General features: G+C 60.2%; 16 protein-coding genes and 3 pseudogenes. 7 read left to right on the forward strand and 12 right to left on the reverse strand.

What is annotated here, in order from left to right; all coding sequences use genetic code 11:
- Positions 1-45 precede the first annotated feature (45 nt).
- From CEC48_RS10505 to CEC48_RS31815, 4 genes and pseudogenes are all read right to left on the reverse strand, one after another.
- Positions 46-1,266: a carbohydrate porin gene (locus CEC48_RS10505; RefSeq protein WP_088423676.1), complete on the reverse strand. Its 1,221-nt coding sequence runs from the start codon at positions 1,264-1,266 to the stop codon at positions 46-48.
- A gap of 72 nt (positions 1,267-1,338) precedes the next feature.
- Positions 1,339-2,985: an alpha,alpha-phosphotrehalase gene (treC, locus tag CEC48_RS10510; protein ID WP_088423677.1), complete on the reverse strand. Its 1,647-nt coding sequence runs from the start codon at positions 2,983-2,985 to the stop codon at positions 1,339-1,341.
- A gap of 118 nt (positions 2,986-3,103) precedes the next feature.
- Complete coding sequence (gene treP / locus CEC48_RS10515; protein WP_088423678.1) at positions 3,104-4,546, reverse strand: PTS system trehalose-specific EIIBC component; 1,443 nt, start codon at positions 4,544-4,546, stop codon at positions 3,104-3,106.
- Positions 4,547-4,667: 121 nt separating this feature from the next.
- Positions 4,668-4,757 (reverse strand): annotated as a pseudogene (locus CEC48_RS31815) (outer membrane lipoprotein carrier protein LolA); the annotation flags it as partial.
- Between the two features lie 107 nt (positions 4,758-4,864).
- Between CEC48_RS31815 and treR the strand changes: the two are divergent.
- From treR to CEC48_RS10530, 3 genes and pseudogenes are all read left to right on the forward strand, one after another.
- Positions 4,865-5,569 (forward strand): trehalose operon repressor, encoded by a 705-nt coding sequence (treR, locus tag CEC48_RS10520; protein WP_088423679.1) that lies wholly within the window; start codon positions 4,865-4,867, stop codon positions 5,567-5,569.
- A gap of 137 nt (positions 5,570-5,706) precedes the next feature.
- Positions 5,707-10,365 carry a membrane-targeted effector domain-containing toxin gene (locus CEC48_RS10525; RefSeq protein WP_088423680.1) on the forward strand — a complete coding sequence of 1,553 codons (4,659 nt, stop codon included), beginning with the start codon at positions 5,707-5,709 and terminating at the stop codon, positions 10,363-10,365.
- A gap of 217 nt (positions 10,366-10,582) precedes the next feature.
- A pseudogene (locus CEC48_RS10530) lies at positions 10,583-10,894 on the forward strand (transposase); the annotation flags it as partial.
- Positions 10,895-10,975: 81 nt separating this feature from the next.
- Here CEC48_RS10530 and CEC48_RS32155 read toward each other — a convergent pair.
- From CEC48_RS32155 to CEC48_RS10555, 6 genes and pseudogenes are all read right to left on the reverse strand, one after another.
- The gene (locus CEC48_RS32155) at positions 10,976-11,743 is read right to left on the reverse strand and encodes a methyl-accepting chemotaxis protein (RefSeq protein ID WP_371917759.1); all 768 of its coding nucleotides are present in this window, start codon (positions 11,741-11,743) and stop codon (positions 10,976-10,978) included.
- Between the two features lie 87 nt (positions 11,744-11,830).
- A pseudogene (locus tag CEC48_RS32160) lies at positions 11,831-12,916 on the reverse strand (cache domain-containing protein); the annotation flags it as partial.
- A 403-nt stretch (positions 12,917-13,319) separates the two neighbouring features.
- Positions 13,320-14,897, reverse strand: a complete 1,578-nt coding sequence (gene guaA / locus CEC48_RS10540) for a glutamine-hydrolyzing GMP synthase (RefSeq protein WP_088423682.1) — start codon at positions 14,895-14,897, stop codon at positions 13,320-13,322.
- A gap of 82 nt (positions 14,898-14,979) precedes the next feature.
- The gene (guaB, locus tag CEC48_RS10545; RefSeq protein WP_088423683.1) at positions 14,980-16,449 is read right to left on the reverse strand and encodes an IMP dehydrogenase; all 1,470 of its coding nucleotides are present in this window, start codon (positions 16,447-16,449) and stop codon (positions 14,980-14,982) included.
- Between the two features lie 116 nt (positions 16,450-16,565).
- On the reverse strand, positions 16,566-17,114 hold the full coding sequence (locus CEC48_RS10550; RefSeq protein ID WP_003209647.1) for a hypothetical protein: 549 nt from the start codon (positions 17,112-17,114) through the stop codon (positions 16,566-16,568).
- A 161-nt stretch (positions 17,115-17,275) separates the two neighbouring features.
- Positions 17,276-18,043, reverse strand: coding sequence for a sulfite exporter TauE/SafE family protein (locus tag CEC48_RS10555; RefSeq protein ID WP_088423684.1), 768 nt, complete (start codon positions 18,041-18,043; stop codon positions 17,276-17,278).
- Positions 18,044-18,142: 99 nt separating this feature from the next.
- Between CEC48_RS10555 and CEC48_RS10560 the strand changes: the two genes are divergently transcribed.
- The 4 genes from CEC48_RS10560 to leuA all read left to right on the forward strand — a co-directional run bounded on the left by CEC48_RS10560 (position 18,143) and on the right by leuA (position 23,248).
- A complete protein-coding gene (locus tag CEC48_RS10560; RefSeq protein ID WP_088423685.1) occupies positions 18,143-19,033 on the forward strand; it encodes a LysR family transcriptional regulator in 891 nt (296 codons plus the stop codon).
- Between the two features lie 10 nt (positions 19,034-19,043).
- Positions 19,044-20,423 (forward strand): exodeoxyribonuclease VII large subunit, encoded by a 1,380-nt coding sequence (gene xseA, locus CEC48_RS10565; protein WP_088423686.1) that lies wholly within the window; start codon positions 19,044-19,046, stop codon positions 20,421-20,423.
- A gap of 3 nt (positions 20,424-20,426) precedes the next feature.
- Positions 20,427-21,248 carry a peptidoglycan DD-metalloendopeptidase family protein gene (locus CEC48_RS10570; RefSeq protein ID WP_088423687.1) on the forward strand — a complete coding sequence of 274 codons (822 nt, stop codon included), beginning with the start codon at positions 20,427-20,429 and terminating at the stop codon, positions 21,246-21,248.
- Between the two features lie 320 nt (positions 21,249-21,568).
- Positions 21,569-23,248: a 2-isopropylmalate synthase gene (leuA, locus tag CEC48_RS10580; protein ID WP_088423688.1), complete on the forward strand. Its 1,680-nt coding sequence runs from the start codon at positions 21,569-21,571 to the stop codon at positions 23,246-23,248.
- Between the two features lie 195 nt (positions 23,249-23,443).
- Here leuA and CEC48_RS10585 read toward each other — a convergent pair whose 3' ends face one another.
- Both CEC48_RS10585 and CEC48_RS10590 read right to left on the reverse strand, forming a co-directional pair.
- Positions 23,444-24,235 carry an amidohydrolase gene (locus CEC48_RS10585; protein ID WP_088423689.1) on the reverse strand — a complete coding sequence of 264 codons (792 nt, stop codon included), beginning with the start codon at positions 24,233-24,235 and terminating at the stop codon, positions 23,444-23,446.
- Positions 24,223-25,371 carry a pyridoxal phosphate-dependent aminotransferase gene (locus tag CEC48_RS10590; protein WP_088423690.1) on the reverse strand — a complete coding sequence of 383 codons (1,149 nt, stop codon included), beginning with the start codon at positions 25,369-25,371 and terminating at the stop codon, positions 24,223-24,225. The genes CEC48_RS10585 and CEC48_RS10590 overlap by 13 nt, the downstream gene beginning before the upstream one ends.
- Positions 25,372-25,393: the final 22 nt, after the last annotated feature.

The following is a 25,393-nucleotide window of genomic DNA, read 5'->3' on the forward strand; positions in this document are numbered from 1 at the left end:
GACCTTGAGTTTTTCGCGAGCAAGCTCGCTCCTACAGATAAGTGATTACTTCCACCAATATTCGACTTGCACACCAACGTTGGAACCATGCAACGCCGTGCCGTAGCTGCCGGTGTCGGACAACGCCGAACCTGCCGCCAGTTCATTGGCCGCACGCTTGGCTGCTTCGTTCCAGGTCGCGTAGGTGTAATACAACCGCACTTCCGGCCGAGCCCAGAAATCCGGGCCTTTGGGCGACCAGGTCGGGGCGAAGGTAAATTTGCTCAGCTTGCGCGTGCCACCGGTGGCCTCGACCTGATCATGACCAAGTTCGGTGACCAGTTTGAATTGTTCGGAGATTGCATAAGCCGGGCGTACACCCACCGACATCCAGGTCTGATCCTGGCTGCCCGGGCGAATATCCTTCTGATACACCGCCTCGATCTGCCCGCCAAAACGTGGGGTCACTTGCCAGTCGAAGAACTCCACCGCGCGGTAGCTCTTGCTGCTCTTATCGAGGAATGTATCGCCGGTGTAGCCGAGGCCGGTGCCGGGGCCTTCGCCGTACTGCAAGGCGAATTTGTTGCGCCCGCCAAGGAAGGGTTTTTGCACGTGCTGGGCGGTAATAGCCCAGCCGTTGTTGGTGTCACGGCCACCGGCTTTTTCGATGTAGCTCAAGCCCAGTTCCACCTCACCGCCGGGGTTGGTCTTGAAGCCGGCCACGTTGAAATCGTGACGGGTGGCGTATTCCTTCTGGTACAGGTTGTCCTTGCGGGAGAGCGCGTAGCTGTATTTCAGGTCGCCGATTTTCACGTCCTCGATACCGCCGCCCGTGGCGCTCTGGTTCCAGTAGTAGAAGTCGGAAATATGGATGTCGTTTCGTTTGTAATAACGCCGACCGGCCCACAGCGAACCGCCGTTGAGGCTGGGCAGGTTCGACCACTGCGCATACATCTGCGGCATGCGTGCCGAGCCGTTGTCTTCGCCCTGGAACTTCAGCGCCCGGTCGTACTTGTTGTACAGCGAGGCCATGGCGTCGACGCTGAGCACCGAGCCGTCGTCGAGGGTCAGCAGGTCCTGGCGCAATTCGAGTTCAGCGTACTGCTCGCATTCGTTGCCCAGGCGGTATTTCGATTGTGCGCCCGGCAACTGGAAGCACTGCTGCTTGCCACTGCCGGTTGAGGTGCCCGCACCGCTGCGTAGGTAGCCGGCGAATTCCAACGCCTGGGCTGCCATCGGCAAGGTCAGACAGGATGCAACGAGGCCCAGCTTTATTGTTGTTTTCATGAAGCACTCCAATATTTTTATTATGTTTTTTTAAAGCACCCCGGCGCTCCCACACCGGGGATAAAACGGGTCTCAGTCCTTGAGGTGCAGCACAAACGATTCATACGGGCGCAGCGAGACCTGGCTCGAACGCTGTGGGCAGTCGTCGTAGTTGCTGATCAGCAGGCGTTGCTCACTTGCCGCCGTCAGCAGCCCATCGGGCAATTGGATCTGGCACGGCGTGCCGTAGAAGTTGTTCAGCACCAGCAGGCGCTCGCCGTGCCCTTCGCGCAGGTACGCCCAAACCTGGGTGTGCTGCGCCAGCAACTGGCGGTAAACACCTTCCTGAATCAGCGACTCGTGCCGACGCAGTTCGATCAGCGCGCGGTAGTGATGCAGCACCGAGTGCGGGTCATCCAGCTGGCTTTGTACGTTGATCTGCGCGGCGTTGGCCGGGATGCCGATCCACGGTTCGCCACTGCTGAAGCCGGCGTTTTTTTCGGCATTCCATTGCATCGGCGTGCGGCCATTGTCGCGAGACTTCTGCATGATCGCCGACATGCTCGATGCCTCGGACTCGCCTGCCTCGCGCTTGAGTCGATAGATGTTCAGTGTCTCGACATCGCGGTATTGGTCGATCGTGTCGAAGCCCGGATTGGTCATGCCCAGCTCTTCGCCCTGGTACACAAAAGGCGTGCCCTGGAGGAAGTGCAGCGCGGTGGCGAGCATCTTCGCCGAGACCACGCGGTGCTCGCCGTCATCACCAAAACGCGAGACCACACGCGGCTGGTCATGGTTACACCAGAACAACGCATTCCAGCCGCCCCCCGCCTGCATGCCGAGTTGCCAGTCAGACAAGATCTGCTTGAGTTGCAGGAAGTCGAAGTCAGCCGCAACCCACTTTTGCAGGTTTGGATAATCGACTTTCAGGTGGTGGAAGTTGAAGGTCATCGACAGCTCTTTCGAGTCTGGATTCGAATAACGAATGCAGTGCTCAAGGCTGGTGGACGACATCTCGCCGACGTTGATCAGGTCATGCCCTTCGAATACTTCGCGGTGCATTTCCTGCAGGTATTGGTGCACGTTCGGGCCGTCGGTGTAGAAGCGCCGGCCGTCGGTATTGTCTTCCGGAAAATCCGCCGGCTTGGAGATCAGGTTGATCACGTCCAGGCGGAAACCGCCCACGCCCTTGTCGCGCCAGAAGCACATCAGCTTGAACACTTCGGCACGCACCTTGGGGTTGTCCCAATTCAGGTCGGCCTGGGTGTGGTCGAACAGGTGCAGGAAGTACTGGCCGGTTTGCGCCTCGTATTCCCAGGCCGAACCGCCGAACTTGGATTCCCAGTTGTTCGGCTGGTCGCGCCAAATGTAGAAGTCGCGGTACGGGTTATCGAGGCTGCTGCGGGCCTGCTGGAACCATTCGTGTTCGATGGAGGTGTGGTTGACCACGATGTCGAGCATCAGCGTGATGCCGCGCTTGGCGGCTTCGCTGATCAGCAGGTCGCAATCGGCCATGGTCCCGTAGCTGGGGTCGATGGCGTAGTAGTCGCTGATGTCGTAACCGTTGTCGCGCTGGGGCGAACGCAGGAACGGGGTGATCCACAGGCAGTCGACGCCCAGCCACTTCAGGTAATCGAGCTTGTCCACGATGCCGAGCAGGTCACCGGTGGCGTTACCCGCGTGGCTGTGGAAGCTTTTGGGGTAGATCTGGTAGATCACCGAGTGTTGCCAGTCTTGCATGGTGGTTTCCTTCAATAAGTTATGTGCTGGCCTTGAGAGCCTCATCGCGGGCAAGCCCGGCGCCCACAGGGGAACGCATTCAAAATGTGGGAGCGGGCTTGCTCGCGAAAGCGGTAGATCAGGCGACGCGGTAGCCAGGGCGCACGATCTTCATGCTCAACGCACAGGTCAAAACAAACGGCACGACAATCGCGACGACCATGCCGATGACAAAGCTTGGGATGTACTGCGGGATGATCGAGATGAATCCGGGCAAGCCTCCCACGCCAATCGCCGAGGCCTGGACCTTGTTCAGCGACAGGAAAATACTGCCCAGCGCCGAGCCGGTCAGCGCGGCGTAGAACGGAAATTTGAAGCGCAGGTTGACCCCGAACATCGCCGGTTCAGTGATGCCGAAGTAGGCGGAAATCGCCGAGGTCGACGCCATGCTTTTGTCCCGCGCATTGCGGCTCATATAGAACACACCAAGCGCCGCGCTGCCCTGGGCCAGGTTGGACATGACGATCATCGGCCAGATAAACGTGCCGCCCTGGGTGGAGATCAGTTGCAGGTCCACCGCGAGGAACATGTGGTGCATGCCGGTGATCACCAGCGGTGCGTACAGCAGGCCAAAAATCGCCCCGCCAACCATGGGTGCCAGGTCAAACAGAGTGACCACGCCTTCGGTGATCAGGATGCCGAGGTGACGGGTCACCGGGCCGATGATCGCCAGCGCCAGCACGCCGGTGACGACGATGGTGGTGATCGGTACCACCAGCAGTTGAATGGCATTCGGCACCCGCGCCCGCAGCCATTTTTCAATCACGCTCATCACGTAGGCGGCCAGCAGGATCGGCAGGATTTGCCCTTGATAACCGACCTTCTCGATCTTGAACCAGCCGAAAATATCGAAGTACGGCAGGCTCTGGCCATCCAGGCCGGCGACCGCCTTGCCGTAGTTCCAGGCGTTGAGCAAATCGGGGTGCACCAGCATCAGGCCGAGGACGATACCGAGAATTTCACTGCCACCAAAACGCTTGGCCGCCGACCAGCCCACCAGCGCCGGCAGAAACACAAACGAGGTATTGGCCATCAGGTTGATCAGGCTCCACAGGCCATCCAGGTTTGGATAGGCGTCGAGCAGGGTCTTGTCCGCGATGAACATGCCCTTGGCGCCCATCAGGTTGTTCACACCCATGAGCAAGCCGGCAATGATCAGCGCCGGCAAGATCGGCATGAACACGTCGGAGAACACCCGCACCAGGCGCTGCATGGGGTTTATTTTGTCGGCGCTTTTTTGTTTCACATCCGCGATGGTCGACGCAGCGAGGCCCGTTTGCTCACGCAGGGCGGCGTAGACCTTTTCCACTTCGCCGGGGCCGATCACGATCTGGAACAGGCCACCGGTAAAGAACGACCCCTTGACCAGGTCGACCTGGTTCAATTCGCCGCTGTTGGCCAGGCTCGGGTCCTTGAGGGCCAGGCGCAGGCGGGTCACGCAGTGGGCAGCTTGCTCAAGGTTGTCGCTGCCACCGAGGTTCTTGAGAATCTGGCGGGCAATATTCGGATAGTCGTGGCTCATGCTTGGTATCCACTTTGGTTTTTTTTATTGGGGGCGGTCATAGGCAGCACGCCGAGGCCAAAATTACTCGTCTGTACGAGTTAAAGCAACAACTCGTCTGTACGAGTTACAAATGTTTATTCACTGTAGGAGCGAGCTTGCTCGCGAAGAACCTGAGTGCACCGCGTAACGTCAGGTGGCAAGCGTCATCGTTAACAACCTTCGCGAGCAAGCTTGCTCCTACAGGAAGCAGGAATATCCATGGGTTGAATGGACAAACCTGACCTCTGCCACTAAGGTTCCTGCCTTGAACGCAAACGTGGCACAGAGCCCTCCCCCATGAGCAAATACAACCAGATCTATACCGATCTGCTTGCCAGCATCACCACCGAACGCCTGCAACGCGGCACGCGCCTTCCCTCCGAAACCGAACTGATGGACGCCTACCAGGCCAGCCGTGGCACGGTGCGCCGGGCGATCGAGCAATTGCAGGAGCGCGGCTTCGCGCAAAAGATCCACGGCAAGGGCACCTTCGTGCTGTCGCCCAACCCCATCGAGTTCCAGCTGGGCGGGATTGTCAGCTTTCGCGAGACCCACGCCGCCCTCGGCGATGACGTCAGCACCGAAGTGGTGGAGTTCAGCCAGTTCCCGCTGGAAGGCTCGCTGATGCAACACATCGAAGCCGAAGCCGGCAGCCTGATTACCCGGGTCAAGCGGGTGCGGCGCATCGACGGCAAACGGGTGATCCTCGACATCAACCACTTCGTCGCCGACCTGATTCCGGGGCTGGATCGCTCGATTGCCGAGCAGTCGATCTATGCGTTTATCGAACAGACGCTGCAGCTGCAAATCAGCTATGCCCAGCGCACCATCGAAGCGCTGCCGCGGGGCAAGGACGATCAACTGCACCTGGATCTGGATGGGCAAAGCCATGTGATCGTGGTGAGCAACCAGACGTTTTTGCAGGATGGGCGGCAGTTTGAGTACACCGAGTCGCGCCATACCCTGGACAAGTTTTACTTTTCGGATATTGCCCGGCGCTGAATCCGACACCCGATGGGCTTCTGGAATGAGCCCCCGGTCGACATGTACCGGAATGCAAAGGCTCACCGACCTACAGCGTGAGCCAGACCCTCCTTGGGATAGTAGCGGTGACATTACGCGACCCAAGGAAGAACCCAATGCAAGATGCACCCAACCTGCCAAACGCCGCCGATGCCACGGCCCTCAAGGCGCTGGTTCCGGCGCTGGTAGAGGCCTGCCCGGACATGTACGAGATGGCGACGCAGTTCGCCAAAAAAATCCTCGCCGAGCACGCCATCAACCTGGACCCGGAAAAGGTCTACTGGCATCGCTTCCACTCGTCCCAGAGCAATCCGAAAACCCTTTCCGGCTGGGAACATATCGAACACCCCCACGACTCCATGACCCTGACGCAGTTGGTGATCACGCGCTTCACCGTGCACTACCAGGACAACGCCGACCTGCTCGATAACGACTGCGGTTTCTACACTGCCGGGCCCGAGGCTGGGACTTACGACCAGACCAACGAGATCCGGTTATCCGGCAGTCAGGTCATGAAAAGTTTCTGGGCCTTCAACTTTGCCGACCACTACAAAACCGCCGTGGCGTCATTCTGGAGTAGCCAGGGCACGCCGTTCAGGACCTTGGCCAAAAGCACATTCCTGGCCAAGGCGATTGAAGATTACGAAGACGGGCGACTGTCTGCCGACAACTTCCGTACGGTGGTCAAGGCCGCCGCCTGCAATGTGAATTGGCCGGTGACCCTGCAGATGCTTGAGACCGAGGTCCTGCCGTCACCAGCAGTGCGCATCAGGCGTTTGAAGGTCGGCAGCTATGTCGCCAGCGACATCCTGTGCTTTGTCGACCGCAATGAGCGCCAGATCCTGTATGTACCCGGCGAAACGTGGGGCTTTCATGTGCTGGAATGCGCCGAGGACCTGCATTGGTGGGTGCTGTCACAGGTCGAGCAGCCGCAGGCGCGCAAGCGTTTCATGGCGCACTTCCAGGTCGCCGACCACGACATCATGCAAGACACCAACGCACTGACCTCGACCCAGGAATGGCTGCTGGCCGCATTCCCGACGGCAGACCTGTTACACACGTTGTCCTACGAAACGCGTATCGAGAATATCGGCCTCAATCACGTGTTGGACCTGCTGTTCAACGCTTGGAAGGCTAACGATCACCACCTGTTGGCAGTGCAGGACGCGTGGGTCTGCGATGACCCGTTCACCCACCTGCGAGATGCCACCCACGCCCGCATGATCAGTGACGCCGGCTACATGTTGCACTCCAACGGCGAGCTGCGAAAAAAACTCTGGATCGGCTACCTCAATGCCTTTGGCCGCATGTTCGGCCCGCTGGCAGCTGTCGGCTGGCCGGTTGCGCTGGCGGTCGTTGGTGCCGGCATCGCGAACGTCGGGATGAACATCGACCAGGCCGTCAACGGCAAGACCCCCACCGAACGCAAGGCCGGGGTGAGCGGGGCGGTGCTTGCGGCAATCGATACCTTGTTCAATGCGATGTTTCTCAAAGGTGGCGAAGGCTTGCCGCAGATTGCCCAAGGCAAAGACCTCGTGGCTCCCGAAGAACGGCTTGGCACGGCGGCCTTGAGCGAAACCGAGTTGTCTCTGTTGCACACCCTCACACCGGAGCGTGTATCTGCGCCGGGCGGGCAAGAGAGCTTTCTGGCGACGCTGCGCACCGAGATTACCGAGGGTACCCAAGCGGGTACCGGTGCCCGAAAAGGCATCATCGAAACATCGAGCGGAAAAACCTACATCTACCTGAGTGAGGGCACCACGTCCGGCTACTTCCAGGTGCGCTATGTCAAGGAAGCCAAGGGCTGGGTGATCATCGATCCAAAGAACCCCTGGTCGTTTTATCGAAATGTGCCGGTGCGCCTGAATGCCTATAGTGAATGGGAGCCAGTGCCCGCCCCTGGCCTCAAGGGCGGCGGCAGAATGTTCGGGCTCAAGCCCTGGGGGCAGGCTCCCGACGCGCCCTTGCCGGAGGTGCAAACACCGGGTACCGCCTACGATGTTCCCGAGGCGCAGAGGCCCGGACTGCAGCCGGCCGCCAACGGTAATGTCGACCCCAAGGACCTGAATGAAGAGTATTTGAGCAACGATCGCCATGACGCGTTCAAGGCCTTGCGTCGCAAGTTGCATGACGACGCACGGGACTTTTTTGTCGACCCACCGCTGCCTGCCCGCCCGCGTATCCCGACGTTCACGTTGAACGCGCCACCCAAAGACATCATCAAACAATTGCTCAAGGACGGCCCCGGCCTGGTGATCGGGGAAAATCATTCGAACGTGGCCAGCAAACGCTTTCTGATTGAAAGCATGCCGCTGCTCGCCAGACAAAAGGTCAGGACCCTGTACCTGGAGCACCTGCTCAGCGACTTCCACCAGGCTGACCTGGACCTGTTCAGCCGAAGCGGCGAGATGCCGCAGAGCCTGGGGCGCTACCTGCAAGACCTGGATGAAGGCCATCGGACCGACCCCACCGGCCAATACACCTTCCTGGAAGTGGTCAAGGCCGCGCAAACAAACCGCCTGAGGATCAAGGCCATCGACTGCATGGCCAGCTATCGCAGCAGCGGGATCCTGGACGCTGACGTGAACTATCGGCAAAAAATGATGAATTACTTTGCTCGCACACTGATCACTGCCGATCAGGGCGCCGCCGGCCCACACAAATGGGTGGCGCTGGTGGGTGACAGCCATGCCAATACATTCAACGGGGTACCGGGGCTCAGCGAATTGGAGGGAGCCGTCGGCCTGAGAATAGAGGACGCCGGGATCGGCAAGGCAAGGGGAATTGAGCCTGATCCGGGAAGAACAGCCGTAGAGCCTGGCAGCAACTCCACAACAGTGCGCAACGACTTGCGCCTGCAACTGGAAATGCCCGTCGATATCCTAAGTGCCCGCAAGCTGGGCAAATACCTGCCCGACCCCGGTATGTACGCCCGTGATACCGAGACCGGACAGGCGCTGTTCGTCAGCCGAGACCGTAACGGCTTGATCAAGTGCACACCGTTGAAACGCGATAAAACCGGCTACTTTGTCGAGCGCCCCGAGTGGGCCAGCATTCACGGCAAGCGTTTTAAAACCGTTGATGCGTTGAACGCGGCACTGCGCGGCAGGGGCATGCGTGAGATCCGGATACCCGAGCCTCCCGCTGCCGCCGCCTCTGCGGCCGCGCCTCCTCCGGCGGTGCCTAAATCCTATGCCAGCAACCTGATACTGGAAGGCGAAACCCTGAACACCCAACCCGGGAAATTTTTCCGCACCTACCGCCTGAAATTCACCGGTGACCTGCCCTCCCACGCCATCCTGATGAACGGCGAGAGTTACTACGTGCGTTTTGAAGCCGACGTCAACGGCCCAGGGCACCTGGCGATTGTCGACCCGATCAACCCCGATGGCTTCAACCGTTCGATCCCGGTACGCCTGAACGCCGAGGGCGAATGGGAGCCTGCGCCCAGCAGCAAACTCAAGGGCGGCGGTAAAAACCAGAGCAAGCCCGCCGTGACCCCGCCGGCGCCAATCGCCGAACCGCGCCCTGGCCCCTCGTCACCTCGTCCTCGTTCATACAGCGCCTATGACGTGCAACCGCAGGTGTTAGAAGACACCCACTCCACCTTCACCCGCGATGCCGACGGCCAGGTGCACGTGGTAAGCAGGGGCCAAAGAGAGATTGCCAAGGCCAGGGAGCGTTTGCTCAATGACGCGCAAACCTTCTTCAACACCCCCAGGACGACACCGTCACGGCCGGTGATTCCGGCGTTAATCCCAGGCATCAGCGAGGAAACCTTCATTGAACAGGCGCTGGATACCGCCCCCGGCCTGGTGATTGGTGAGCCGCGAGGAGGCATTGGCAGCAAGGAGTTCTTGATCAAAAACATGGCCGCCCTCAGCAGGGCACGGGTGCGCACCCTGTTCATCAAAGGCCTGATCACTGAAAGCCATCAGGCGCACTTGGAGACCTTTACCAGAACCAGGACGATGCCCAGCGAACTGCGCCAATCCTTGATGGAAGTCGACCGGGCTGCCGGCAACGATCCGTCACAACGCTTCAATCTGCTGGAGGTGGTCAGGGCCGCGCAAGCCAACAACATTCGCGTGCAGGCCCTTGATTGCATGGCCAGCATTCGCGGGCACGGTGAACTGCCCAATGATGGCTTCAGCCGTCGCTGGGTCAATAACTACCTCACTCATCAGCAAATCCAACGCTATAAACCGGCCGCCAGCAGCGAGCGCTGGGTGGCTTTGGTCGACCCCATGAGCACCAACACCTACCGCGAACTGCCCGGCATCAGCGAACTGGACGGCGCGATCAGTTTGCGCATCGAAGATGTACCCGAGGGAGAAGGAACCAGCTTCATGATCGACCCGGGGGCCGAGGCCCACGAACAGACCATTGGCACCTTTACCGTCCCCGAACAAGCCATGACCACTCAATTGGGCCCAGTCACTGCCAGCAGCGACGTGCGCCTGCAATTGGAAACGCCTTGGCTGACCCCAGGCCAGAAGTCCCTCGGCGATCAGTTGCGCAGGCCAGGGTTCTACACCTTGAGTAGCTGGTCGGGGCAACCGACGCTGATTCACTTCAGCCGAAATGCCGGCGCGGTGTACTCCCCGATCCAGGTCAACGCGCAAGGCAAGTTCTACCTCCTGGAGCCCACTTGGCCGACCATCGACCAACGCCCGTTCGACTCGCTGGTGGACCTGATGCAAGCCCTCAGTACCGAGAAATCAATGACTCTGGCCAATTGGTCGAAACCGTTGTGGTCGGTGCCGGCAACCTGACCGGAATAGCCGCATGACGCATCATTCATGCGGCCTTCAGGCAGCCAACCGGGTAAATCACTCCGGCGCAATGCTCCTGGACAGCCCCATAGCCCACGCAGCGGCCATCTTTTCCCCCACCACCTCGAACGCCGGGTGGGTGCTTCAATACGCCGAAAGCTCCGCCATGGCGCGGGTCATTCCATGGTGCACCCTGGCGAGCAATTCGTTGCAGCGAGTGCAGATGAAGGTCTCGCCACAGGCGCGTAAAAAGAACCCGGTTTTGCCTGATCATTGGCAGGTGCTAGCCGTTACCTATGAGGTCGAAGGCAAGGAAAAAACCGTCTTCACCTCGCTGCCCGCTTCACGCTTTAGCGCTGAGCAGGTCGCCACTCTTTATCACGAACGATGGGAGATCGAGCTGGGTTTTCGGGGTATCAAAAGCTCAATGCAGGATAACGCGTTGACCCTTCGCAGCAAGACCGTGTACCGGGTGTATCAGGAACTGTGGGGGCTATTGCTGGCGTACAACGTAGTGCGGCGCAAGGCCGGGGGTTTATTATTCAGCGCTCACCGGCTACGGGAGGAATAATCTGCGTTGCACACATCATTCCTCCCCGCCTTCACGTGTTTACGACTTGAAGCGCCCTACCAGCCCGTTCAGCTCATTCGACAGTTTCGAAAGCCGACCCGAGTCTTCCTGAGCAGAACTGGCGAGGCTCTCGACCAGTTGCGCCTCGTCGTAGATCTGTTGGATATGCCGGTTGATTTCTTCGGCCACGCTGTGTTGCTCTTCGGCCGCGGCAGATATCTGCAGGTTCTGATCCCTGATTTCATTCACCGACAGCTGGATGCCTTCAAAGCTTTCACGTGCGCTTTCAATGGAGGACACGCTCGCGCGTGACAGGTCCAGACAACTTTCCATCTTCTGTGACACTTCCTGGGTCTTGCCGCCGAGCGCGCTGAGCAACTGGTCGATTTCCCCTGTGGAATCCGAGGTACGCTTGGCCAGCGCGCGGACTTCATCCGCGACCACCGCAAACCCCCGCCCTTGGTCACCCGCCCTTGCCGCTTCGATTGCCGCGTTCAGTGCCAGCAGGTTGGTCTGCTCGGCGATGGCGCGGATGGTGCCCAGAATCTGGTTGATACTGCGGCTACCCTCCTCCAGCTCCACCATGGCCTGCGAAGACTCGGTCAGGCGACGCCCCAGGCGATTGACGTTGTCGGTGGTCAACTCGATCTGCTCTTTGCCTTCGGCGACACGATGATGGCCACTCTCGGCGGAATTGGCCGCAGCGCTGCACGAGCGTGCCACTTCATTGGCAGTAGCGACCATTTCATTGAACGCCGTGGACACCAGCTCCACCGCCTCACGTTGGCGTCCAGCCGCCTGGTTCATGTTATTGGCCACTTCACTGTTGACACGTGAAGCATCCAGCAGGTTGGTCGATGCCGCGCCGATGCTCTGGATCAACTGGCGTATTGCGGTGAGAAACTTGTTGAACCAGCCTGCCAGCTCTGCAGTTTCGTCTTTGCCCTGCACCTCAAGATCACGGCGAAGGTCGCCCTCACCTTCAGCAATCGACTGCAGCCCGGTGCTGACCTGGCCGATAGGCTTGACGATAACCTTGGCGAAGGCCGCCGCCAGCAGTGCAAAAAGCAGCACCAGCACCACCACGATAGCGACCGTCAGGTAGGTCATGCGTGTGGCCTCGGCCATGACTTCGCTGTACTCGATCAAACCCACATAACGCCAGCCCAGACCCGGCGATGTCCACACGTTGGCCATGTACCGGACGCCGTTGATTTGCACCTCGGTGGAACCCTGCGTAGTGGCGGCCAGTTTGGCGTAAGGCTCCCCCAGATCCTTGAGCTGCTTGAAGCTGTGCCCGGCATCACGCGGGTCGACCAGCACCGTGCCGTCCTCGATGAGCATCACGTAGCCGCTTTCGCCAAGCTTGATGCTTTTGACCAGTTCGGTGAGGTTGGTCAGCGATACGCTCACCACAAACACGCCCTTGGCTTTGCCTGCTTCATCGAGCATTGCCCTGGCGCTACCAACCAGTGCTACCGCGTCCTTGTCGTAGTAATACGCCGCGGTTCTTACAGCTTTACCGGGGCTGGCCATGGCCGCCTTGTACCACGGGCGCGTACGCGGGTCGTATTTCGACAACTGCGGGTCATCCGGCCATTTCGCGTAACTGCCGTCTTCCAGGCCAATGGACAGGATTGCCGCTGCCGGATGCGTCGCGCCATAACGTGCAAACGCGTCTATGACTTGCCGGGCGGCCGCAGGCAATGGCTGGCTGGCTGCGTCGGCAGCCTCATAGTGTTTGAGGCTGGCGACCGATGTGTAGGTGGGGTCTGTGGCCATTTGATCGACGTTTTGCTGCGTGCCATCAAAAAACTGCCGGATATTACCGTCGATCTGGCGTATTTCTCGGGTGCTGCCATCCATGAACTGGTTGACCGCTTCGGACCGGGTATTGAGCACCGAGATCACGGCCACCAGGCTCACGGGAATGAACGCGACGAGCACGAAAGCCAGGACGAGCTTGTTCTTTATTTTCATTTTGCAGATCACTGCCTGAATAAGTGAGATAAACGCACCCGAAGCAAACCAGCTGAAAGCGAGTCGCTACAGAAGTTATATCGTCATGCGTCGCACGATCTTTACCGTCACCGACTGTGCATCGTCTTCAGAACCAATTTTTGTTACTGCAAGGATTGCGTTCACTAGGGGAGAGAGCGGATGCCGTGCGGCCCGGCGCCAACGGGATCAGCGCTCGCATGAAAAGTACCAATACATCAGCAGCCTTAGCGGTGAGCATCGGCTGCAGATGTCTACAGTGCCGGGGGCAGAGCGATGCACAAAGCTGCCAGAATTTGCCAGACCCAAAAAGCCAAAAGCCCGCAATTACGCGGGCTTCAGGGTATTTCTTGCTAGATCGTGCCGGACAATGCCGGACGTCCCATCATTCCCACTCAATAGTCGCCGGCGGCTTGCTCGACACGTCGTAAGTCACGCGCGAAATACCTTCGATTTCATTGATGATACGGCCGCTGACGGTTTCCAGCAGTTCGTACGGCAGGTGGGCCCAGCGGGCGGTCATGAAGTCGATGGTTTCCACCGCACGCAGGGCCACGACCCACGCGTAACGACGGCCATCGCCTACAACACCAACCGACTTGACTGGCTGGAACACCACGAATGCCTGGCTGACCTTGTGGTACCAGTCGGCCTTGCGCAGTTCTTCGATGAAGATGTGGTCGGCGCGACGCAGCAGGTCGGCGTATTCCTTCTTCACTTCACCCAGGATCCGCACACCCAGTCCCGGGCCCGGGAAGGGGTGACGGTAGACCATGTCGTACGGCAGGCCGAGTTCCAGGCCCAGGCGACGCACTTCGTCCTTGAACAGTTCGCGCAGCGGTTCTACCAGCTTGAGGTTCATTTCCTCAGGCAGGCCACCCACGTTGTGGTGGGACTTGATCACGTGGGCCTTGCCGCTCTTGGCGCCAGCCGACTCGATCACGTCCGGGTAGATGGTGCCCTGGGCGAGGTACTTGATGTTGTCCAGGCTGTTGGACTGGGCATCGAATACGTCGATGAAGGTGCGGCCGATGATCTTGCGCTTCTTCTCCGGGTCGGACTCGCCGGCCAGGTTGTTGAGGAACTGCTCCTCAGCGTTGGCGCGAATCACTTTGACGCCCATGTTCTCGGCGAACATGGCCATCACTTGCTCGCCTTCGTGCAAGCGCAGCAGGCCGTTGTCGACGAAGACGCAGGTCAGTTGGTCGCCGATGGCCTTGTGCAGCAGTGCCGCTACCACGGAGGAGTCCACACCGCCGGACAGGCCCAGCAGGACGTTGTCGGTGCCGACCTGGGCACGGATGTTGGCGATGGCGTCTTCAGCGATCTTCGACGGGGTCCACAGCGCTTCGCACTGGCAGATGTCGAGGATAAAACGCGACAGGATGCGACCGCCTTGCTTGGTGTGGGTCACTTCCGGGTGGAACTGCACGCCGTAGTAGCCGCGCTCGTCGTTGAACATGCCGGCAATCGGGCAGCTCGGGGTGCTGGCCAGGATGTGGAAGTCTTCCGGCATCCGGGTGACCTTGTCACCGTGGCTCATCCACACGTCGAGGCCGAACAGGCCGTCGGCGTCGATGTGGTCTTCGATACCGTCCAGCAGGCGGCTCTTGCCGACGACGTCGACACGGGCGTAACCGAATTCACGCAGCTCAGAACCTTCAACCTTGCCGCCCAGTTGCTCGGCCATGGTTTGCATGCCGTAGCAGATACCAAAGACCGGCACACCCAGGTCAAACACGGCCTGTGGGCAACGCGGGCTGTTGGCTTCGTGCACGGACTCGGGGCCGCCAGCGAGAATGACGCCTTTTGGAGCGAATTCGCGAATCGCTTCGTCGTCCATGTCGAACGGATGCAGTTCGCAGTACACGCCGATTTCACGCACGCGGCGGGCAATCAATTGGGTGTACTGGGAACCGAAGTCGAGGATCAGGATGCGGTGGGCGTGAATGTCGAGGGCCATGAGATCAGTCTCGTCTAATGAATCAGAAACAACTCGGGGCTGAATAAGACAGCCCCGGTTACTTAACTATTTGCTGGAAGCATCAACCTACGCGGTAGTTCGGCGCTTCCTTGGTGATCTGTACATCGTGGACGTGGGACTCGGCCATGCCGGCACCGGTGATCCGCACGAACTCAGGCTTGGTGCGCATTTCTTCGATGTCGGCGCTGCCGGTGTAGCCCATCGAGGAACGCAGGCCGCCCATCAGTTGATGGATGATGGCGCTCAGGGTGCCCTTGTACGGAACACGCCCTTCAATGCCTTCCGGTACCAGCTTCTCGGCGCCCGCGGAGGAGTCCTGGAAGTAACGGTCGGAAGAACCTTGAGCCTGGGACATAGCGCCCAGGGAACCCATGCCACGGTAAGCCTTGTACGAACGACCCTGGAACAGTTCGATCTCGCCTGGCGCTTCTTCAGTACCGGCGAACATCGAGCCCATCATCACGCAGGAAGCACCGGCTACGATGGCCTTGGACAGGTCACCAGAGAAACGGATGCCGCCGTCGGCGATCAACGGTACGCCAGTGCCTTCAAGGGCAGCGGCGACGTTGGCGATGGCGCTGATTTGCGGCACGCCTACACCGGCAACGATACGGGTGGTGCAGATCGAGCCAGGGCCGATACCGACCTTGACCGCGTCGGCGCCCGCAGCAACCAGTGCCTTGGCGGCAGCGCCGGTGGCAATGTTGCCGCCGATCACTTGTACTTCAGGGAAATTCTCTTTGACCCAACGAACGCGGTCGATTACACCTTTGGAATGACCGTGGGCGGTGTCGACCACCACCACGTCAACGCCGGCAGCAACCAGGGCCGAGACGCGCTCGCCGGTGTCTTTGCCGGTGCCGACCGCAGCGCCAACGCGCAGGCGACCTTGGTCGTCCTTGCTGGCCAGCGGGTAAGCCTTGGCTTTTTCGATGTCGTTGACGGTCATCATGCCTTTGAGGGCGAATTTGTCGTCGACGATCAGTACGCGTTCGATACGGTGCTTGTGCAACAGCTCGCGAACGTCGTTCTTGTCGGCGCCTTCCTTGACCGTGACCAGGCGCTCTTTAGGCGTCATCACTTCACGGACGGTGGCTTCCAGACGGTTTTCGAAACGTACGTCACGGGAAGTGACGATACCGACCAGGTCGCCATCATGCAGCACCGGTACACCGGAGATGTTATGCAGGCGGGTCAGTTCGAACAGTTCGCGTACGGTGGCGTCGGCCTCGATGGTGATCGGGTCCTTGACCACACCGGCTTCGTAACGCTTGACCTTGCGCACTTCGGCAGCTTGCTGCTCGATGGTCATGTTCTTGTGGATGATGCCGATGCCGCCTTCCTGAGCCATGGCGATTGCCAAACGGGCTTCAGTGACGGTGTCCATGGCAGCAGAAACCAGAGGAATATTCAGCTCGATGCCACGGGTTAGGCGGGTCTTGAGACTGACTTCGTTAGGAAGCACCTCGGAATAACCGGGCACTAGGAGAATGTCGTCGAATGTCAGAGCTTCTTGGCTGATACGCAGCATCGCGGGGGCTCCCGAGCGGGAAAATGGAAGCGCGCCATTATACTCAGACACCCCCCGGGGCTCAATGTAAAACTCTGACATTATTGGTAATACTGATAGAAGGATAAAACATCGGGCTAAAGCTCGACTTTGACCCAGCTCATCTTTTGATCGAGCCAATCGGCAAATTCGTCGATAAAGCTCTGTTTGAACCCCGCCTCCGCCCAGTTGTTGAAGATGAATCCCAGGTTGGAGAAACCGCATTCCTGCAGGAACAGGAAGCCGTTGATGTCATCTTCATGCCCACACAGCGGGCAAGTGAAGTTATCGGTGTGGCCGGGCATCCAGTCTTCCAGGCTTTCGAACAGTGCTTCGCCGACTTCCTTGAGGCATTCGGGGCAGCCGGCTTCTTCAAGAAAACCCTTGGCCGGGGTGTAGATGCAGCGCTTGTAGATGATCTCCAGGCCATTGATCGGCTCGTTGAACGGCAGCGCATCGGGGTGCAGCACCACGGCGCGGGCACCGTCGGCCAGTGCGTAGCCCATGCGGTTGCCGGTGCGCCCGCAGGTGGTGAGTTCTTCCTTGACGATGTTCTTGCGCACCAGCCAGCGCACGATCGCCCGGGCGCGGGGTTCGTGGACAGGTAGCGTGGAGATTTTGGGGACAAGGATGCTTTGGGAATTCATGAGGCCTGGGTGTCCTGCGGTGTGCCGTCTGACGCCTTCGCGAGCAAGCCCGCTCCCACATTAGAATGCATTCTTATAGGATAAACGCAGTCGAATGTGGGAGCGGGCTTGCTCGCGAAGAGGCCCTGGAGCCCGGCAGCTTAATCCCTGACACCCACAGGTCAAGTACTCAAGTAACGGGCAATCAAGGCAATGCCGCTGGCCAGCACCAGCCAGGTCACCAACCGCACGAACGCCTCGCGGGACATGCGCAGGGTCAGCCGCCGGCCTGCCCACAGCCCGAGCGCCATGGCCGGCAGCAGGCACACCGCCAACATCAATAAGGGTAGCTCGGCATACACGCCCGCGATCAAAAACAGGCTCAGGCGCACCACCGTGCTGCAACTGATCAACGCGCTCTGGGTCGCCCGCGCGCCGTCCTTGGGCAAGCGGCTGTTGAGGTAGATCGCATATAAAAAGCCGCCACTGCCGAACAATGCCCCAAACAGCCCGCCGACAACTCCCATGGGAATCGCCCAGCCGGCCGCCAGTTGCGTGGGCTTGGCCTTCACCGCCAGGCTGTAGATGGCATACGTGCTGATAAACAGGCCCATCAGCAGCAGCAATAAATCGGAGTGCAGGTTGAGCAGGAAGATCACCCCAAGGGTGCAGCCAATCGCCATGCATGGCAGCAGCCTCAGCAATTCCGGCTTCACCACATCCCGCCGCGATTGCAGGAGGTTGCCAAAGGCCGCGACAAAATCCAGCAGCACCAGCAGCGGGATGATCTTCGACAACGGCATGAACAGAATCAGGATCGGCCCCGCTACCAGCGCGGTGCCAAAACCTGCGATGCCGAACACGATATAGGCCAGGGCAATCGCCACGCCGATCACCAGCCAGTCCACACCGCCAAACGACCAATGACTCAACAGTTCGACCGGGCTCATGAGGTATTCCTTATTAGTGATGGCCATCACTTTAGCCATTGGCGAGCGTTGCGACTAATATCTTCAAAGCCCGTCACTCATCTCGAAAAGGCATGACTTGTGATTTCCACCCGGCAATTGCGTTACTTCGTCGAAATCGCCGAGAGCGGCAGCTTCAGCGCGGCGGCCGAGCGGCTGTTTGTCGCGCAATCGGCCCTCAGCCGGCAGATCAAGGAGCTGGAAAACCTGCTGCAAACGCCATTGTTCCAACGCACCGCGCGCCAGCCACGGCTGACGGCCGCGGGCGAGGCGTTTTACCCACGGGCACGCAACCTGCTGGGCGAACTGCTCAAGGCCAGTGAGATGGCGACGCAAGTAGGCAATGGCCAACTCGGCACGCTGCGGATGAGCCATTCAAGCACGGTGCCGATGAGTGGCCGCTTGCTGCGCGGTATCGGTGCCTGGCTGGAGCAATGCCCGGGCGTGTCGATGGACATCGTCAAACTGTCCTCCGAAGCGCAGTTGGAAGAAATCGCCGACGGTCGCCTGGAGGTCGGGCTGTTGCGCTTGCCGGTGTTGCGCCAGCGCGAAGGCGTGCGCATCGTGCCTTTATATAGCGAGCGGTTGTTGTTGGCCGTGCCGCCCAACCACCCTTTAGCCGGGCACACATCCGGTATCGATTTGGCGCAACTGAAGAACGAAGCGTTTATCTCGATCCCTCACCCGCAGCGCGGAGGGCTGAGTTACCTGTCAGCCGAGTTGTGCATGCGTGCAGGGTTTTTCCCCAAGGCCGCCCGGGTGATGTCGCGCAAGACCACGCAATTACAGCTGATCCAGGCCGGATTCGGGATTGCCCTGCTGCCGGAGTCGATGCAGGACATTGCACCCGCCAACGTCCATTTTTTGCCCCTGGCCGACCCCGATTGCCAAAGCACCGTCGCCCTCGCCTGCCAGCAAACGCCGAGTGCGCTGGTGGAGCAGTTCTGTCAAACCCTGCACGAATGCCTATAAACTGCCGCCCATGATTAAAGATCCCTTTGCCCGTCTGGGCCTGGACCGCGAAGTCCTGACTGTCAGCCAGCTCAACGGCCGTGCGCGGGTGTTGCTGGAAGACGTGTTCACCAATATCTGGGTCGAAGGCGAGATCTCCAACCTCGCCCGCCCAGCCTCCGGCCACGTGTACTTCACCCTTAAGGACAGCGGCGCCCAGGTGCGTTGCGCGCTGTTCCGGCAGAACGCCGCACGGGTGCGCCAGGCGTTGAAAGACGGTTTGGCGGTGAAGGTACGGGGCAAGGTCTCGCTGTTTGAAGGCCGGGGCGACTATCAGCTGATTCTCGACACGGTGGAGCCGGCCGGTGATGGCGCGTTGCGCCTGGCCTTTGATGCGCTGAAGGAAAAACTCAGTGCCGAAGGCCTGTTCAGTGCCGAGCGCAAGGTGCCGCTGCCTGCACACCCACGGCGCATCGGGATTATCAGCTCGCCCACCGGCGCGGTGATCCGCGACATCATCAGCGTGTTCCGCCGCCGGGCGCCCAACGTAGAACTGACGTTGATCCCGACTGCCGTGCAGGGCCGTGAAGCGGTATCGCAAATCGTCCGCGCACTGAAGCTGGCCGACGCACGCGGCTTTGACGCGTTGATCCTGGCCCGTGGCGGCGGCTCGCTGGAAGACCTCTGGTGCTTCAACGAAGAAGCCGTAGCGCGTGCGGTGGACGCCTGCGTGACGCCCATCGTCAGTGCCGTCGGCCATGAAACCGATGTGTCCATCAGCGACTTTGTCGCCGACGTGCGCGCCCCGACACCCTCCGCTGCGGCCGAACTGCTGGCCCCGGACTCCAGCGACCTGGTGCGCCAGGTCGAAAGCCTGCACCGGCGCCTGGTAATGCGCATGCGCAACCGCCTGATGCACGACCGCCTGCGCCTGGAAGGCATGGCCCGTCGCCTGCGTCACCCGGGCGAACGCCTGCGCCAGCAAGCCCAGCGCCTGGACGACCTGGACATGCGCCTGCGCCGGGCCTTCGAGCGCAGCCTGAATACGCGTCGCGAGCGGCTGATCCGCCTGGAAACCCGCCTTGCCGGCCAACACCCGGGCCGCCAACTGGCGCTGCTGCGCCAACGCCTGGACAGCCTCGCCGAACGCTTGCCGCGCGCCATGCGCGAAGGCCTCAAGGCGCGCCGCCTGCAACTGCAAAGCCAGGTGCAGACGCTGCACGTGGTCAGCCCACTGGCTACTCTTGCGCGCGGCTACAGCATCTTGCTCGACGAGCGCGGCCAGGCGATTCGCAATGCCGCGCAAACCCACACCGGCCAGCGCCTGACCGCGCGCCTCGGTGAAGGCCAATTGCAGGTGCGGGTGGAAGACAACCACCTGACGCCCGTCACCCTCTCGTTACTGGATTGATTGATGCCACGCTTTTTAAGTTTGTTGATGCTGTTGTGCCTGACCTTCAATGCCCACGCAGACAGTTACATCACCCGGCTGCTGAACAAGCCGGTACCCGGTGGCGTGGCGGTGGTCGACCTCGGTACGTCGGCGACGGCGCCCAAAGCCACTTACCTGAACCGGCCGGTGCTGGTGGTGAAGGAGCAGAACAACTGGCTGGCGATTGTCGGCATCCCGCTGACGGTCAAACCCGGCACCCAGCGCATCACCAGCGGCAGCCAAAACCTGCCGTTTATCGTGGGTTTCAAGAAGTACCCCGAGCAGCACATCACCCTCAAGAACAAAAGCCAGGTGAACCCCGACCCGGCGCAGCTGAAACGCATCGAAGGTGAGCTGGCGGTTCAACTCAAGGCCTATCGCAGCTTCAGCCCGAACACCCCGAGCAACCTGCTGCTGGACAAGCCGGTGAACGGGCCACTGTCGAGCAAGTTCGGCGTGCGACGTTTCTTCAATGGCGAGGAGCGTAATCCGCATTCGGGCCTGGACTTTGCCGTGGGCGCCGGTACGCCGATCAAGACGCCGGCGGCAGGCAAGGTGATTCTCACCGGTAACTTCTTCTTCAACGGCAACACCGTGTTTGTGGACCATGGCCAGGGCTTTATCAGCATGTTCTGCCATATGTCGAAGATTGACGTGAGCGTGGGCCAGCAACTGGCGCGTGGCGCGGTGGTGGGCAAGGTTGGTTCCACTGGGCGGGCGACCGGGCCGCACATGCATTGGAACATCAGCCTGAACGACGCGCGGGTGGATCCGGCGATCTTTATCGGGGCGTTTCAGCCTTGACGTTCAATTGCGCACCCGGCAACAGGTGCGCAAACAAAACAACCCCATACACAATTATCAACCATAAAATCTCGTCTCCTACGCCAATAGCAGAACTTCTCTCAATTTTTTCCGACTGCTTGCCATCTTTCACCCCGGCGGTTAGGGTTGGACCTATGAAAACCTCTCACACCCTCATTCAGCTTCGCCAGCACCGCAGCCTGTGCCTAGTCAGCGCACGACTGCCAGGCTGAATCGATCTGCCTCGTCTTTTGCTTTATCCCCAATAACAGTTTTACGGCAGGCCGCCTTTTCTCGGCCCCTACACAAAGGATTTCCCGATGAGCATGCTCAAAGACCCGTCTTCGAAGTACCGCGCATTTCCGACCATTGATATCCCGGACCGCACTTGGCCGTCGAAGACCATTACCGCCGCGCCGATTTGGTGCAGTTCCGACTTGCGCGACGGCAACCAGTCGCTGATCGAACCGATGGACGCGGTGAAAAAGCTGCGCTTCTGGAAGACCTTGGTCGCCGTCGGCGTGAAGGAAATCGAGGCTTCGTTCCCGGCTGCATCGCAAACCGACTTCGACTTCGTGCGTACCCTGATCGAAGACAACCACATCCCCGAGGACACCACCATCCAGGTGCTGACCCAGGGCCGTGAAGACTTGATCGCACGCACCTTCGAATCCCTGCGCGGGGCGAAGAAAGCCATCGTTCACTTGTACAACGCCACCTCGCCGTCGTTCCGCCGCATCGTGTTCAACCAGGACAAAGACGGCATCAAGGCCATCGCGGTCAACGCGGCCAAGCTGTTCGTCAAATACGCCGCCCAGCAGCCAGAAACCCAGTGGACCTTCGAGTACTCGCCTGAGACCTTCAGCGCAACCGAGCTGGAGTTCGCCAAGGAAGTCTGTGACGCGGTGATCGAGGTCTGGAACCCGACGCCTGAGCACAAGGTGATCCTCAACCTGCCGGCCACCGTTGAATGTGCCACCCCGAACATCTATGCCGACCAGATCGAGTGGTTCGGTCGCCATATCAACCGTCGTGACAGCGTGATCATCAGCCTGCACACCCACAACGACCGTGGCACTGGCGTGGCCGCCACCGAGTTGGGCCTGATGGCCGGCGCAGACCGTGTCGAAGGTTGCTTATTCGGCAATGGCGAGCGTACCGGTAACGTCGACCTGGTGACCGTGGCGTTGAACATGTACACCCAGGGCCTCGACCCGCAGCTGGACTTCTCCGACATCGACGGCGTGCGCAAGGTCGTCGAAGAGTGCAACCAGATCCCGGTGCACCCACGTCACCCGTACGTCGGCGACCTGGTTCACACCGCCTTCTCCGGCTCCCACCAGGACGCGATCCGCAAGGGCTTCACCCAGCAGAAACCGGACGCTTTGTGGGAAGTGCCGTACTTGCCGATCGACCCGGCCGACATCGGCCGCAGCTACGAGGCGGTGATTCGCGTCAACAGCCAGTCGGGCAAAGGCGGCATCGCCTACCTGCTGGAGCAGGAATACGGCATCAGCTTGCCGCGCCGCATGCAGATCGAATTCAGCCAGGTGGTACAGGCCGAAACCGATCGTGTGGGCCTGGAGATGACGGCCTCGCAGATCTACAGCTTATTGCAGCGTGAATACCTGCAAGCCAACATTCCTTACGCGCTGGTCAGCCATCGCTTGCAGGAAGAGAACGGCAACAGCTCGGTGGAAGTTGAAGTCTCGGGCAAGGGCCAGGGCGAAACCAACCTGCGCTGGCACGGCAAAGGCAACGGCGCCCTGGAAGCGCTGGTGGCCGGGCTGCCGATTGGTGTTGAGATCATGGATTACAACGAACACGCGATTGGCGCCGGCACCAATGCCAAGGCAGCGGCCTACATTGAGCTGCGGGTGAACGGCGAGCGTCCGGTGCATGGCGTGGGTATTGATGAAAACATCACCACGGCGAGCTTCAAGGCGGTGTTCAGTGCCCTGAACCGTTCGTTGAGCCAGCTGGAAGCAAAAGCGGCGTAAACGCTGATTGCTGAAATACAGAAGGCCCCTGGATGAGAATCCAGGGGCCTTTTTGTTGGGTTCTAAATTTGTGGTGACTGTCAGGGCCTCTTCGCGAGCAAGCCCGCTCCCACATTTTGACCGCGTTCTTTCAGGTTGCGCAGGTCGAATGTGGGGCTTGCTCGCGAAAGCACTCTATCAGGCGACGAAAACCCTTCAGGTGAACTCGAAGCTGTCCGCATCCAGGTTCGCCGGGAAGCGTGTGCGGTACGCGGCCAGTTCCGATGCATCCAGGCACACCTGGAACACGCCGTCCGCCTCCCCTGCACTCAGCAGGCTTTCTCCCTGGAAGTCCAGGACCTGGCTGTCTCCGGTGTAGGCAAAACCCTTGCCGTCCGTACCCACCCGATTCACCGCCGCCACGTAACACAGGTTTTCGATGGCCCGTGCCGGCAGCAGGCGGTTCCAGTGCTGGCGCCGCGCACCCGGCCAGTTGGCGGTGTACAGCAGCAGGTCCGTGTCCTGGGCGTCACGGCTCCACACAGGGAAGCGCAGGTCGTAGCAGATCAACGGACGTATCCGCCAACCCTTGAGTTCGAACTGCACCTGGCGCTCGCCGGGGGTGTAGTGGTCGTGTTCACCGGCCATGCGGAACAGGTGGCGTTTGTCGTAGTGCAGCACCTCGCCATCCGGGCGCGCCCAGAGCAGGCGGTTGCGGTGGCTGCGGTCAGCGGCCTGGATGATCACGCTGCCGGCGATCACGGCGTTGTACTTCTTGGCCTGGGCTTGGAGCCATTGATGGGTGGGGCCGTTTTCGGGCTCGGCGAGGGTTTGCGACTCCATCGAGAAACCGGTGGTGAACATCTCCGGCAGCACGATCAGGTCGGCCCCCTTGGCCTGTTCCAGCAGCAGTTCGAAATGCTCCAGGTTGGCCTGGCGGTCGTGCCAGGCCAGGGTGGTTTGCACCAGGGCAATGTTCAGGTTGGGCAGTGCACTCAGATCACGCATAGTTTCTCGGCTGCTTGGCGCAGCGTCTCCTCGCGTTTGGCAAAGCACAGTCGCACCAGGCGCTGGCCTTGCGGTGGGTTCTGGTAGAACACCGAGACCGGAATGGTCGCCACGCCATGTTCGCGGGTCATCCACAGTGACATGGCAACGTCATCCAGGTCTGGGCGAATCTGTGAGTAATTCACCAGTTGGAAGTAAGTACCGGCCACCCGGGTAAAGCTGAAACGCGACGGTTCCAGCAGGTCGCAGAACAGGTCGCGCTTGGCTTGATAAAAAGCCGGCAGTTCCTCGACATGTTCCGGGTGTTCGGCCATGAAGTCTGCCAAAGCGTACTGCAACGGGGTCACGCCGCAAAAGTTGACATATTGATGCACCTTGCGCAGTTCGGCGCTGAGGGCTGGTGGCGCGATCACGTAGCCGGTCTTCCAGCCGGTAACGTGGTAGGTCTTGCCGAAGGAGCTGACCACGAAGGCGCGCTGGTACAGCTCTTCGTGGGCCAGCACGCTGACGTGGGGCACACCGTCGAATACCAGGTGTTCATAGACCTCGTCGCTGACCAGGTAAATGTCACGGTCGCGGATCAACTCGGCCAACTGGTCCAGCTCGGCACGGCTGATCAATGCGCCAGTGGGGTTGTGCGGGCTGTTGAGGATGATCATGCGGGTGCGCGGTGACAGCGCCGCGCGCAGTTGCTCGAAGTCCAGGGCGAAGTCATGCAGGCCCAGTTGCACATGTACACAGCGGCCGCCTGCCAGTTCTACCGAGGGCTCGTAGCTGTCATAGGCCGGGTCGAACACGATGACTTCATCACCGTTGCGGATCACCGCCTGGATCGCACAGAAGATCGCCTCGGTGGCGCCTGGGGTGATGGTCACTTCGCTATCGGCATTCACCGTGGCGCCATAGCCGCGGGCGATCTTGGCTGCCACTTGCTGGCGCAGCACCGGCAGGCCGGTCATCGGAGCGTATTGGTTATGGCCCAGTGCAATGTGTTTGCCCACTGCATCGAGTAACTCTTGGGGGCCATTAAAGTCGGGAAAGCCTTGGGACAAGTTGAGCGCACCGGTTTCGGCGGCGAGTTGCGACATGGTGGTGAAGATGGTGGTGCCGACATTCGGCAGCTTGCTGGTGATCATCGGTGCGCCCCTTGCGGTGAGC

This window comes from Pseudomonas sp. K2I15 (assembly GCF_002204795.1).
Lineage (GTDB): Bacteria > Pseudomonadota > Gammaproteobacteria > Pseudomonadales > Pseudomonadaceae > Aquipseudomonas.